We start from the raw sequence: 13297 nt of genomic DNA, 5'->3' as shown, positions 1-13297 counted from the left end.
AGAACATATGTAAACGGAGGGATATCCAAATGGCAGTAGAAATGAAAGCCAAAATCGATCTATCGGCAGAAAGACTGCTGGATCTATATTATCAGATGTGGCTGGTGCGGTATTTCGACGAGAAGGTCGATGAGTTTTTTGCCAAGGGATTGATACACGGGACAACGCATTTGTGTGTAGGGCAGGAGGCAACGGCTGTCGGGGCTTGCGCGGTATTGGAAGATCGGGATAAGATCACAAGCACGCACCGGGGCCATGGTCATTGTATCGCGAAAGGCGCGCAGGCGGACCGGATGATGGCGGAATTGTTCGGCAGGGAAACCGGCTACTGTAAAGGCAAGGGCGGCTCGATGCATATTGCGGACGTAGAGAAAGGCAACCTGGGAGCTAACGGGATCGTAGGCGGCGGCATTCCGATCGCAGCGGGCGCTGCGCTTACGTCGAAGATGAAAAACCTGGGTTATGTCGTGCTCTGCTTCTTCGGTGACGGCGCAAGCAACGAGGGAAGCTTTCATGAAGCGATCAACCTTGCAGCGATCTGGAAGCTGCCGGTTGTCTTCTTTTGCGAGAACAATCAATACGGGATGTCCGGTCCGGCGAAAGAGATGATCGGGGTAGAGAACATTGCGGACCGCTCCAAGGCTTACGGCATCCCGGGCGTTGTGGTGGAAGGGAACGATATCTTTGAAGTCATGCGTGTGACGAACGAAGCGGTCGAGCGGGCCCGGAACGGCAGCGGACCGACGTTAATCGAAGCGAAGACCTACCGCTGGAAGGGACACTCGAAGAGCGACGCCAAGAAGTATCGGACCAAAGAAGAAGAGCAGTACTGGAAAGAAGAAAAAGATCCGATTGCGAAAATGGCGGCCCGCTTACTAGCGGATCAAGCTGCAACCGGGGAACAGCTCGAGGAGCTGCGGGTGAAGGCGCTGAAAGAAATCGAAGCGGCCGTCAAATTTGCGGAAGAGAGCCCGATGCCGTCTCCGGACGCGATTACGGAGGACGTATTCGCTTAAGTTGGCTGAAGTTCTATAGATGAAGGTACAGGGTAAGGGGGAGCCGAACGAAGTGAGGAAAATAACGTATTTGGAAGCGATCAAAGAGTCGATGTCCCAGATGATGCGGGAAAACGAGGACGTGTTTGTACTCGGAGAGGATATCGGCGTGTACGGGGGAGCGTTCGGGGTCACGCGAGGGATGATCGAGGAATTCGGTCCGGAGCGAATCCGGAATACCCCGATTTCGGAGTCGGCGATCGCCGGCGCTGCCGTTGGGGCGGCGCTTACGGGGATGCGGCCGATCCTGGAGCTGCAATTTTCCGATTTTATAACGATTGCGACCGATCAGATTGTCAACCAAGCGGCCAAAATCCGCTATATGTACGGCGGGAAGGGCAAGGTGCCGATGGTACTGCGCACGCCAGCGGGCTCGGGTACGGGAGCAGCCGCGCAGCATTCGCAAAGCTTGGAAGCGTGGATGGCGCACATCCCCGGCCTGAAGGTCATTCAGCCTTCGACCGCGTATGATGCGAAGGGCTTGCTACGCGCAGCGATAGAAGACGATAACCCCGTCATTTTCTATGAACATAAATTGCTCTACCGGACCATGGACGAGGTGCCGGAAGAGGCCTACACGCTCCCGATCGGCAAGGCGGACGTGAAGCGCCAGGGGACGGACGTAACCGTCGTCGCGACGTCGATTATGGTGCACCGCGCGCTGGAGGCGGCGGGGCAGCTGGAGAAAGAGGGCATTCAGATCGAAGTGATCGACCCGCGGACCCTGGTGCCGCTGGACATCGAAACCGTGGTGGAATCCGTGAAAAAAACCGGACGCCTCATCGTCGTTCACGAGGCGGTCAAACGCGGCGGTTTCGGCGGCGAGATTGTCAGCCAGGTCATGGAAAGCGAGGCGTTCGATTACCTGGACGCGCCGATTCAGCGGCTGGGCGGCTTGGACGTTCCTATTCCCTACAATCCAATCATGGAGAAAAAAGCCGTTCCCCAAGTCGACGATATCGTCCAGGCTGTGAAGAAGGCGCTCAAGTAAGTGGCAGGGAGGCCCGAAGGAGATGCTAAATGAAGTGTTCATGCCGAAGCTCGGCATGACGATGGAAACAGGCACGATTATTCGCTGGTTTAAACAAGAAGGGGAAGCCGTGCGCCAAGGCGACACGCTGCTGGAAGTGCTGACGGATAAAATCAATATCGAGGTGGAAGCGTACCATTCCGGTATTTTAGTGAAACGATATTACGAAGAGGATGCGGTTGTACCCGTCAACCACGTCATCGGTTACATCGGAGAGGCCGGGGATCAGGCTCCGGCATGGCCGCCAGACGCTTCGGGAGCGGCTTCGGATGGCGAAGCGGCCGGGCCTGCAGCATCGGGTCAGGGTGCCGTTGAAGCGTCCGAAGAGCCGGCGCAAGCGCCGGCGGAAGGGAAGCCGCGGGCAACCCCGGCGGCGCGAAAAGCTGCGCGCGACCACGGCGTGGCGCTGCAGCAGGTCAAGGGCAGCGGAGAGAAGGGACGGATTCACCGTGCGGACGTTGAAGGGTACGTCTCTGCGGGCGCCAAGGCTAAGGAAGCAGCGTCGACGGTCAGGGCGACCCCGCTGGCGCAGAAGGTTGCGGCGGCGAACGGCCTGGAGCTTGGTCAGGTAGAGGGCAGCGGCGAACGCGGCAAAATCGTGCGCTCCGATGTCGAGCGCGCCCTGCAGCCTGCGAAAGCGCAAGCCGGGGAGAAACGGGTGATCAAGCTGCAGGGCATGCGGAAAATTATTGCGCAGCGGATGTCGCAAAGCGCCTATACGGCTCCGCACGTCACCATCACGACGACGGTGGACATGACGGCGGCGAAAGCGATGCGTACGGAGCTGCTGCCGATCGTCGAGAAGCAGACGGGCCTGCGGCTGTCGTATACGGAGATCCTGCTCAAAGCAATTTCCGCTTGCCTCGTGAAGCATCCGAACTTGAACGCGCGATGGGAGAATGAAGAGGTCGTGCTTCAGGACCATACGAACATCGGGTTGGCCGTGTCGGTGAAAGACGGCTTGCTCGTGCCGGTCATCTTCGAAGCGGAGCGTATGGGTCTGGCGGAGCTGGTGAGGAAATCGAAGGAGGTTGCGGGGAAAGCCCGCGACAACAAGCTGAAGCCGGAAGATTTGAGCGGGGGAACGTTCACGGTCAGCAATCTCGGGATGTATGCGGTCGATTCCTTCACCCCCATCATTAACCAGCCTGAGGTGGCCATTCTGGGAGTCGGACAAATTCAAGACAAGCCGGCTGTCATCGGGGGGCAAGTGCTGGTTCGGCCGATGATGACGCTGAGTCTTTCGTTTGACCATCGGGTGGTCGACGGTGCTCCGGCCGCAGCCTTTTTAACGGAATTAAAGACCGTGCTGGAACAGCCGTACCAATTGCTGGTTTGATTATGAGGGTTGAGGTGACAACGTTGAATTCATACGATTTGGTAGTGCTCGGTGGAGGCCCGGGCGGTTATGTGGCTGCGATCCGTGCGGCGAAGCTAGGGCTATCGGTTGCCCTGATCGAAGCTTCCGAGCTTGGAGGCACATGCCTTAACCGCGGATGCATTCCGTCCAAAACGCTGCTGCATATGGCGGAAGCGGTTGAAACGATCAAGAAGGTTCAAGCCTGGGGAATCAAGACGGGCCCGGTTGAACTATCATGGGATGCGATGCTGGCCCGTCAGGGCCAAGTGATGCAGACGCTGCGCACCGGCATTGCGGGGCTGCTGAAAGCAAACAAGATCAGCCATCTCCGCGGCTGGGGCAAGGTGCTGCCGAACCGTGAGATCGAGGTTGCTTCGGATACGGGAGTGACCCGCGTACGCGCGGACAAGATTATTTTGGCTACAGGCTCCAAGCCTTTCGTTCCCCCGATTCCGGGATTGGACGGGCTGCCTTATCAAACGAGCGATACGATTTTCCAAATGGACCGTATACCGAAAACGACGACGATTATCGGCGGCGGTGTGATCGGTGTTGAATTCGCGGCTATTTTCTCGGCGTTCGGCACGCAGGTGACGGTTGTTGAAGCGACCGACCGCATCGTGCCGACTGAGGACGAAGCGGCTTCCCAAGCGCTGGCCAAGGCGTTGAAGCAGCGGGGCGTTCAGGTGCAGGCTGCGACCAAAGTGGAGCAGGTTCGCTACGACAATGGCCAATTCCATGTGTCGGCGGCGCACGGCGGCCAGACGTCCGAGCATGCGGCTGAGGAATTGCTGGTCGCAGTCGGTCGGACTCCAAGCCTTGGCGGGCTGGAGGAGCTGCCGCTCAAGATGAACGGGCGATTTGTCGAGGTCAATGAACAGATGGAAACGAGCATCCCCCATGTATACGCCATTGGGGATCTTGTCGGGGGATATCAATTGGCGCATGTGGCTAGTGCCGAAGGGCTTATAGCGGCAGCGAATGCGGCCGGAAAACAAGAGAAAATCGATTACCGCGTCGTACCTCGCTGCATTTACACCCATCCCGAAATCGCCAGTGTAGGGATGACGGAGCAGGAAGCGAAGAACAGCGGTCTTGCGGTTAAAGTCCAGACGTATTCCATGAGAGGGAACGGGAAGGCGCTGTCCATGGGAGAAACCGATGGCTTCGTGAAGCTGATCGCCGATGAGAAATACGGCGAGATTGTTGGCGTAACCATGGTCGGGCCGCACGTGACCGACATGATTACGACAGCTTCCTCATTCATGCATTTAGAGGGCACGGTGGCAGAGTGGGCAAACCTGATCCATCCGCATCCGACCGTATCGGAGTCTTTCTATGAGGCGGCTAACGGATGGCTGGGCATGGGAGTCAATCATTAATACAGGATAAGATGCAATCGGAAAGGTTGTCTCGAAAAGGACAGCCTTTTTCGTACACACGCCGATGTTATCTTAGAGCAACTCGTGAAGGGTTACGATCATTGCCGGCTGGTTGAAGTATCTTTATCCTTGTGGAACAGCGGGTATTTATTTGTTGACAGAACCGTAAGCAGTGTTTAGAATTACAAATGAAAGCGATAGATACAAATGTAAAGAAGGCGCTTGATTAAAGCGGCAGCCCTATCAAACTGAGTGATGAATGAAGTTTCAAATATTGAAGAAGATCGGGGAGAAGCCATATGAACATGAATAAAAAGCTGTTGGAGCTGGAGCGTAAGGGCGGTTTGATCCGTGTCGGCTTAATTGGAGCGGGTCAAATGGGACGCGGCATGATCTCGCAAATCGAAAGCATGAAGGGAATGCGTGTGGTAGCCACTGCTGATATAAGGGTTGAGCAGGCCAAAAACGCTTACTTGTTTGCAGGTGTCCGCGCAGAGCACATCGTGCAAACACGCGAGCTGGAGCAGGCGGAGCGGGCGATAGACCAGCGTTCGGTTGTGGTTACGGATGACATGCACATGCTGCTCGCGCTCCCGAATGTGGATGTGATCGTTGATGCGACCGGAGTACCGAGTGTTGGTGCGGAGATTGCCTGGAAGGCGATCCTGAACAAAAAGCATATCGTCATGTTGAACGTCGAAACGGATGTAACCGTTGGCCCGCTGCTTAATAAAATGGCCGCTTCGGCAGGCGTTGTATACACGGGCTCGGCCGGTGACGAGCCAGGGGCGGTCATGGAGCTGTACAACTTTGCGGATGCTATCGGCTTCGAGGTTCTGGCGATCGGTAAAGGCAAGAACAACCCGCTTAATGTGCAGGCAACGCCGGATTCGGCACGTGAATATGCGCAAAGCGTAGGGGCGAATCCGAAGATGATCGCTTCATTCCAAGACGGAACCAAGACGATGATCGAGATGACAGCGGTGGCTAACGCGACAGGGTTTGTACCGGACCAACCAGGGATGAACGGGCCGGTAGCAACCGTGGAGGAGCTGACACAGGTGCTTCGTCTGCGGGAGGATGGAGGCATCCTGACGCGGACAGGAGTCGTTGAATATGTGAACGGTGTAGCACCGGGCGTATTTGTTATCGTCACCTCGGGCAAGGAAGAGGTCCGGCATGAGATGGAGTACCTGAAGATGGGCAAAGGCCCGAACTTTGTGTTATTCCGGCCGTACCATTTAACGAGCCTGGAGACCCCGTTGTCGGTGGCTGGTGCCTACTTCTACAATGAGCAAACCATCGCACCGTGGAAAGGGCTGGTGGCTGAAACCGTGTCCATCGCCAAGAAGGATCTGCAGCCGGGAGATCGTCTGGACGGGATCGGCGGATTCACGGTGTACGGCAAGATCATGACTGCGGCCGAAGCGAAATCGCTAAACGCCTTACCGATCGGTTTAGTTCAAGCACAGACGGTAAAACGCGCGGTAAGGGCCGGTGAAATCATCACGTACGATGACGTGGAGCAAACGGCTTCTTCGGTCATTTGGGAGCTGCGCAAGCTGCAGGATCAAGCACTTCTCGCCGGGAGCCTATAAAGGTAAGGCGCTGTAATCTTAGCAAATGAATCCGCTTTCGATAACATCCACCTTTTTAGTGAAAGCTGACTTGATAATCATGATGAAGTATGGGTGGGGTTGATTGACGATGATGACTGATGAGGAGAAAAAGTTTCTGCTTAAGATTAGCCGCATGTATTATTTTGAAGATTGTACACAAGCGGAAATCGCCAAGAAAGTCGGAGTTTCCAGACCTATCATATCTAAAGGTCTTCAGAAGGCGCTCCACGTAAAGCTGGTTGAAATTATTATACATGACCAAGCGGCGCCTACGATCGATTTGGAGCAGGAAATCGAAAGCGCTTTTTCATTAGAAGAAGTTATCGTCGTACCCACGGCCGATATGTCAACCGAGCTTGCCAATAGTGCGCTTGCCAAGGCTGCTTCCTCCTATGTGCTGAAGCAGCTCAAGCATGTAACGAAGATCGGCATCTCGTGGGGGACGACCTTACACAACCTGGTGAAGGAATTCCCCGAAGAGGCTCACGAGCATTTGAAGATAATCCCGCTCGTAGGGGGCATGGGCTCTAATCGAATTGAGCTTCATTCGAATCAAATTGCCTACGAATTGTCCAAAAAGCTGAACTGCAGCTGTGAATCCTTGTATGCGCCGGCCATTGTGGAGAGTGAAAGCTTCCGCGATCTTCTATTGCAAACCCCGACGGTTGCCGATGTGTTGGAAGAAGCGAAAAAAATTGATCTGGCCATTGTAGGGATCGGTAATCCCTTTATGCAATCCACCCTGGAGGAAATCGGTTATATAGGGGACGATGAGTTGAAGAGTTTGGAAGCCTCCGGCGTTGTCGGGGATATCAACTCCTGTTTTATTTGCAGGGACGGCACGATCGCAAAAAATTCGATCAACGAGCGGGTCATAGGAATTCAGGTGGTTGAATTGAAGAGCGTGAGCAAGGTAATCGCCATTGTTCAAGGAAGCCATAAAGCAGATAGCGTCTTGGCGGCTCTGCGGGGGGGCTATATTCATACGCTGATTACAGATGAACAAACGGCTTCAGAGATGGTTAGACTCATGAAAATACAGAGCCACAAGCAGGATTCGGGCCAGCCAGGCTAGAGCTGGCCCCATGCGGCTCATCGAGCCGCTGTTCGTCCTGCTGTCAAGATCGACCCGATTTGAAGATGGAATGAATGAACCAAACGAGTATGAACACGGCGATCAGGGCGCCTATTTCCAGTACAGGGATGCTCCCCAATAAGCCAGGCTGATTGCTCTGGGAAGAGCCGATCATGATTCCCGTCAGGATGATGCAGAAAGAAAGCCAAACCATACTGAGCGAAATCCTCTTGCTGATCCGATCCAGTTGTCTAAGCAGAAGATCAAATTGAGGGATGCTGACGTCCAGTTGTCCTTTCTTAATTAAAGGGATCAGCTCTTTGACCAGATTTGGGAATTCAAAGAGAATGTCGCTGTATTGCGTCCATTCTTCTTTGACATGTTCCAGTATCGAACCGGGATGAAGACGCTCGAGCAATAATTTTTTGCCGAACGGCTCTGCGATTTGGAGGATGCTGATCTTGGGATCCAGCTGCTTAACCACACCCTCTACCGTAATCAAGCATTTGCCCAATAGAACAAAATCGGCGGGAATCCGGACTTCATGCCGATAGGCTACTTCCAGAAGATCGTTTACCGCTTCTCCAAGACTCATCTCCCCGAAAGGCACGCCAACGTATTTATCACGAAGAAGATCGACATCGCGACGCAGGTCTGTCATGTTCACTTGCGGCGTAACAAGCCCCATCCCAAGCAAAGCTCTAATCACACCCTCCGAGCTCTGCAGCATTAATGCGATGATGAGCTTGGCGAGCTGCCGCTTGATCTTCGGCGTCAACCGGCCTACCAATCCAAAGTCCATAAATGCAATCACCTCACCCCGCAGCACCGTAATATTGCCGGGATGAGGATCCGCATGAAAAAAGCCTTTAATAAAAATTTGATGCAAAATGGCATTCATTAACCGCTCGGCTATTCTTTTGGAATCATAGCCTTTGGCATGCAGCAGTTCGGGAGAATTTAATTTGATCCCATCCATAAACTCCATGGCTAGAATCTTCTTGGAGGAAAATTCCCAATACACCTTCGGAATTCGGATGTGAGCCTGGTTTTTAAATTGACTGGCAATTTTTTCGGCATTTTTCCCTTCAATTGTATAATCAAGCTCATCGAGTAACGATTTTTTAAATTCTTCGAACAACCGCACAAGCTGATGGCGATGGGCCCATTCGAAACGGGCTTCAGCCATGATTGCTAAATTTTGCAGGATTTCCAGATCCGTTCGGATCGTCTCGGCAATCGTTGGGCGCTGGACTTTAACAGCGATCCTCTCTCCTGTGGTTAGAAGGGCAAGATGAACTTGCCCGATCGAAGCGGCAGCCAGCGGCGTTTCCTCAAAGCTGAGAAAGGTTTGGTCCAGATCGATGTTCAATTCGGATTCAATGATATGTTTGACTTCCTGATAGGAGAAGGGGGTAACCTGATCCTGAAGCTTTTCCAATTCCTTAATGATAGACTCCGGTATGAGGTCGGACCGTGTACTGGCAATTTGGCCCAGCTTAATAAAAGTCGGACCCAATTCTTGAACAACGAGACGGATTCGCTCGCCAATAGATGTTTTTTCGTCCTTTTTTGTTCCGTTTCGAATGTTGCCGGGCAAGGACAACAGATGGAAAATGTCCAATTCTTCTACGATAAAACCAAAGCCATGGCGAGTAAGGGCCATTGCAATGCCCCGATAACGGTTAAAATGGCGAATCCGTTTGCCGATCAAGTGAAACCATCCTTTCAGGCAACAAGAGCTTATTCGTTGTTGTTTTCCAATTTTTCAAGACGCTTGCTCAGATTTTCAATGTCTTCCTTGGTCGCCACGTGCAGCTCTGCTAACAGGCTGTTCAATTGCTCTCGAATGAGCTGCTTCAGCTGTGCCTGTTCGGCTTCCCCCTTTTCTATCAATCGGTTGACAAGTTCTTTGGATTCATTGGCTGAAATATTTCCCTTTTTTACTAATTCATCAACTGCACTTTCAAGTTTTTCTTTGCTCAGGATCGTGACGCCGAGTCCTAACGACAAAGCTTTCTTCAGCAATTCATTCATCTAGTGAACCTCCTGTTTAATGATACTATAGAGTACCCCAATTCCCTGAATGCTATTAACTGATTCTGGAAATTTATTGCGTGCATGCCGACATCACTTTTCCTTGTTCATTGGATAAGCACCCCCTCTTACATATGTATTATACAATAACAATTGTAAAAAATGGTGCAGTCAGGAACATATTTTATATGAATATGTCGGTTGATATAAACAAATGAGCCTTGACAAAAACAAGAATACAGAAGTAGTATGATATTACAAATGTAACAAATAAGAACATATGTAAACGGAGGGATATCCAAATGGCAGTAGAAATGAAAGCCAAAATCGATCTATCGGCAGAAAGACTGCTGGATCTATATTATCAGATGTGGCTGGTGCGGTATTTCGACGAGAAGGTCGATGAGTTTTTTGCCAAGGGATTGATACACGGGACAACGCATTTGTGTGTAGGGCAGGAGGCAACGGCTGTCGGGGCTTGCGCGGTATTGGAAGATCGGGATAAGATCACAAGCACGCACCGGGGCCATGGTCATTGTATCGCGAAAGGCGCGCAGGCGGACCGGATGATGGCGGAATTGTTCGGCAGGGAAACCGGCTACTGTAAAGGCAAGGGCGGCTCGATGCATATTGCGGACGTAGAGAAAGGCAACCTGGGAGCTAACGGGATCGTAGGCGGCGGCATTCCGATCGCAGCGGGCGCTGCGCTTACGTCGAAGATGAAAAACCTGGGTTATGTCGTGCTCTGCTTCTTCGGTGACGGCGCAAGCAACGAGGGAAGCTTTCATGAAGCGATCAACCTTGCAGCGATCTGGAAGCTGCCGGTTGTCTTCTTTTGCGAGAACAATCAATACGGGATGTCCGGTCCGGCGAAAGAGATGATCGGGGTAGAGAACATTGCGGACCGCTCCAAGGCTTACGGCATCCCGGGCGTTGTGGTGGAAGGGAACGATATCTTTGAAGTCATGCGTGTGACGAACGAAGCGGTCGAGCGGGCCCGGAACGGCAGCGGACCGACGTTAATCGAAGCGAAGACCTACCGCTGGAAGGGACACTCGAAGAGCGACGCCAAGAAGTATCGGACCAAAGAAGAAGAGCAGTACTGGAAAGAAGAAAAAGATCCGATTGCGAAAATGGCGGCCCGCTTACTAGCGGATCAAGCTGCAACCGGGGAACAGCTCGAGGAGCTGCGGGTGAAGGCGCTGAAAGAAATCGAAGCGGCCGTCAAATTTGCGGAAGAGAGCCCGATGCCGTCTCCGGACGCGATTACGGAGGACGTATTCGCTTAAGTTGGCTGAAGTTCTATAGATGAAGGTACAGGGTAAGGGGGAGCCGAACGAAGTGAGGAAAATAACGTATTTGGAAGCGATCAAAGAGTCGATGTCCCAGATGATGCGGGAAAACGAGGACGTGTTTGTACTCGGAGAGGATATCGGCGTGTACGGGGGAGCGTTCGGGGTCACGCGAGGGATGATCGAGGAATTCGGTCCGGAGCGAATCCGGAATACCCCGATTTCGGAGTCGGCGATCGCCGGCGCTGCCGTTGGGGCGGCGCTTACGGGGATGCGGCCGATCCTGGAGCTGCAATTTTCCGATTTTATAACGATTGCGACCGATCAGATTGTCAACCAAGCGGCCAAAATCCGCTATATGTACGGCGGGAAGGGCAAGGTGCCGATGGTACTGCGCACGCCAGCGGGCTCGGGTACGGGAGCAGCCGCGCAGCATTCGCAAAGCTTGGAAGCGTGGATGGCGCACATCCCCGGCCTGAAGGTCATTCAGCCTTCGACCGCGTATGATGCGAAGGGCTTGCTACGCGCAGCGATAGAAGACGATAACCCCGTCATTTTCTATGAACATAAATTGCTCTACCGGACCATGGACGAGGTGCCGGAAGAGGCCTACACGCTCCCGATCGGCAAGGCGGACGTGAAGCGCCAGGGGACGGACGTAACCGTCGTCGCGACGTCGATTATGGTGCACCGCGCGCTGGAGGCGGCGGGGCAGCTGGAGAAAGAGGGCATTCAGATCGAAGTGATCGACCCGCGGACCCTGGTGCCGCTGGACATCGAAACCGTGGTGGAATCCGTGAAAAAAACCGGACGCCTCATCGTCGTTCACGAGGCGGTCAAACGCGGCGGTTTCGGCGGCGAGATTGTCAGCCAGGTCATGGAAAGCGAGGCGTTCGATTACCTGGACGCGCCGATTCAGCGGCTGGGCGGCTTGGACGTTCCTATTCCCTACAATCCAATCATGGAGAAAAAAGCCGTTCCCCAAGTCGACGATATCGTCCAGGCTGTGAAGAAGGCGCTCAAGTAAGTGGCAGGGAGGCCCGAAGGAGATGCTAAATGAAGTGTTCATGCCGAAGCTCGGCATGACGATGGAAACAGGCACGATTATTCGCTGGTTTAAACAAGAAGGGGAAGCCGTGCGCCAAGGCGACACGCTGCTGGAAGTGCTGACGGATAAAATCAATATCGAGGTGGAAGCGTACCATTCCGGTATTTTAGTGAAACGATATTACGAAGAGGATGCGGTTGTACCCGTCAACCACGTCATCGGTTACATCGGAGAGGCCGGGGATCAGGCTCCGGCATGGCCGCCAGACGCTTCGGGAGCGGCTTCGGATGGCGAAGCGGCCGGGCCTGCAGCATCGGGTCAGGGTGCCGTTGAAGCGTCCGAAGAGCCGGCGCAAGCGCCGGCGGAAGGGAAGCCGCGGGCAACCCCGGCGGCGCGAAAAGCTGCGCGCGACCACGGCGTGGCGCTGCAGCAGGTCAAGGGCAGCGGAGAGAAGGGACGGATTCACCGTGCGGACGTTGAAGGGTACGTCTCTGCGGGCGCCAAGGCTAAGGAAGCAGCGTCGACGGTCAGGGCGACCCCGCTGGCGCAGAAGGTTGCGGCGGCGAACGGCCTGGAGCTTGGTCAGGTAGAGGGCAGCGGCGAACGCGGCAAAATCGTGCGCTCCGATGTCGAGCGCGCCCTGCAGCCTGCGAAAGCGCAAGCCGGGGAGAAACGGGTGATCAAGCTGCAGGGCATGCGGAAAATTATTGCGCAGCGGATGTCGCAAAGCGCCTATACGGCTCCGCACGTCACCATCACGACGACGGTGGACATGACGGCGGCGAAAGCGATGCGTACGGAGCTGCTGCCGATCGTCGAGAAGCAGACGGGCCTGCGGCTGTCGTATACGGAGATCCTGCTCAAAGCAATTTCCGCTTGCCTCGTGAAGCATCCGAACTTGAACGCGCGATGGGAGAATGAAGAGGTCGTGCTTCAGGACCATACGAACATCGGGTTGGCCGTGTCGGTGAAAGACGGCTTGCTCGTGCCGGTCATCTTCGAAGCGGAGCGTATGGGTCTGGCGGAGCTGGTGAGGAAATCGAAGGAGGTTGCGGGGAAAGCCCGCGACAACAAGCTGAAGCCGGAAGATTTGAGCGGGGGGACGTTCACGGTCAGCAATCTCGGGATGTATGCGGTCGATTCCTTCACCCCCATCATTAACCAGCCTGAGGTGGCCATTCTGGGAGTCGGACAAATTCAAGACAAGCCGGCTGTCATCGGGGGGCAAGTGCTGGTTCGGCCGATGATGACGCTGAGTCTTTCGTTTGACCATCGGGTGGTCGACGGCGCTCCGGCCGCAGCCTTTTTAACGGAATTAAAGACCGTGCTGGAACAGCCGTACCAATTGCTGGTTTGATTTTGATTATGAGGGTTGAGGTGACAACGGAGTCTCTGCATG

The 13297-nt window shown here is 54.2% G+C and carries 11 protein-coding genes; 9 read left to right on the top strand and 2 right to left on the bottom strand.

Features of this window, described 5'->3' with window-relative positions; all coding sequences use genetic code 11:
* Positions 1 to 29: 29 nt before the first annotated feature.
* The 6 genes from FKP33_RS14675 (at position 30) to FKP33_RS14650 (ending at position 7521) form a co-directional block, all read left to right on the top strand.
* Positions 30 to 1016 (top strand): thiamine pyrophosphate-dependent dehydrogenase E1 component subunit alpha, encoded by a 987-nt coding sequence (locus FKP33_RS14675; RefSeq protein WP_141335571.1) that lies wholly within the window; start codon positions 30 to 32, stop codon positions 1014 to 1016.
* Between the two features lie 52 nt (positions 1017 to 1068).
* On the top strand, positions 1069 to 2046 hold the full coding sequence (locus FKP33_RS14670; protein ID WP_127610563.1) for an alpha-ketoacid dehydrogenase subunit beta: 978 nt from the start codon (positions 1069 to 1071) through the stop codon (positions 2044 to 2046).
* A gap of 22 nt (positions 2047 to 2068) precedes the next feature.
* Entirely contained in the window at positions 2069 to 3424 is a 1356-nt protein-coding gene (locus FKP33_RS14665) for a 2-oxo acid dehydrogenase subunit E2 (RefSeq protein ID WP_141335570.1), read from the top strand.
* A gap of 23 nt (positions 3425 to 3447) precedes the next feature.
* Positions 3448 to 4827, top strand: a complete 1380-nt coding sequence (lpdA, locus tag FKP33_RS14660; RefSeq protein ID WP_174817621.1) for a dihydrolipoyl dehydrogenase — start codon at positions 3448 to 3450, stop codon at positions 4825 to 4827.
* A gap of 299 nt (positions 4828 to 5126) precedes the next feature.
* A complete protein-coding gene (locus FKP33_RS14655; RefSeq protein ID WP_141335573.1) occupies positions 5127 to 6425 on the top strand; it encodes an NAD(P)H-dependent oxidoreductase in 1299 nt (432 codons plus the stop codon).
* 109 nt (positions 6426 to 6534) lie between these two features.
* A complete protein-coding gene (locus FKP33_RS14650; protein WP_258313450.1) occupies positions 6535 to 7521 on the top strand; it encodes a sugar-binding transcriptional regulator in 987 nt (328 codons plus the stop codon).
* Positions 7522 to 7564: 43 nt separating this feature from the next.
* Here FKP33_RS14650 and FKP33_RS14645 read toward each other — a convergent pair whose 3' ends face one another.
* Together FKP33_RS14645 and FKP33_RS14640 are read right to left on the bottom strand one after the other, a co-directional pair.
* A complete protein-coding gene (locus FKP33_RS14645) occupies positions 7565 to 9235 on the bottom strand; it encodes an ABC1 kinase family protein (RefSeq protein WP_141335572.1) in 1671 nt (556 codons plus the stop codon).
* 29 nt (positions 9236 to 9264) lie between these two features.
* A complete protein-coding gene (locus FKP33_RS14640) occupies positions 9265 to 9558 on the bottom strand; it encodes a phasin family protein (RefSeq protein ID WP_127610783.1) in 294 nt (97 codons plus the stop codon).
* A 302-nt stretch (positions 9559 to 9860) separates the two neighbouring features.
* Here FKP33_RS14640 and FKP33_RS14635 point away from each other — a divergent pair, with 302 nt between their 5' ends.
* The 3 genes from FKP33_RS14635 to FKP33_RS14625 are packed head-to-tail and all read left to right on the top strand — an operon-like array spanning position 9861 to position 13255.
* Positions 9861 to 10847: a thiamine pyrophosphate-dependent dehydrogenase E1 component subunit alpha gene (locus FKP33_RS14635; RefSeq protein WP_141335571.1), complete on the top strand. Its 987-nt coding sequence runs from the start codon at positions 9861 to 9863 to the stop codon at positions 10845 to 10847.
* 52 nt (positions 10848 to 10899) lie between these two features.
* Positions 10900 to 11877 (top strand): alpha-ketoacid dehydrogenase subunit beta, encoded by a 978-nt coding sequence (locus FKP33_RS14630; protein WP_127610563.1) that lies wholly within the window; start codon positions 10900 to 10902, stop codon positions 11875 to 11877.
* 22 nt (positions 11878 to 11899) lie between these two features.
* Positions 11900 to 13255: a 2-oxo acid dehydrogenase subunit E2 gene (locus tag FKP33_RS14625; RefSeq protein ID WP_141335570.1), complete on the top strand. Its 1356-nt coding sequence runs from the start codon at positions 11900 to 11902 to the stop codon at positions 13253 to 13255.
* Positions 13256 to 13297: the final 42 nt, after the last annotated feature.

The sequence above is a fragment of the Paenibacillus sp. tmac-D7 genome (assembly GCF_006519665.1).
In the GTDB taxonomy this organism is placed as follows: Bacteria; Bacillota; Bacilli; order Paenibacillales; family NBRC-103111; genus Paenibacillus_G; species Paenibacillus_G validus.
This window is presented reverse-complemented; position numbering and strand designations above follow the sequence as displayed.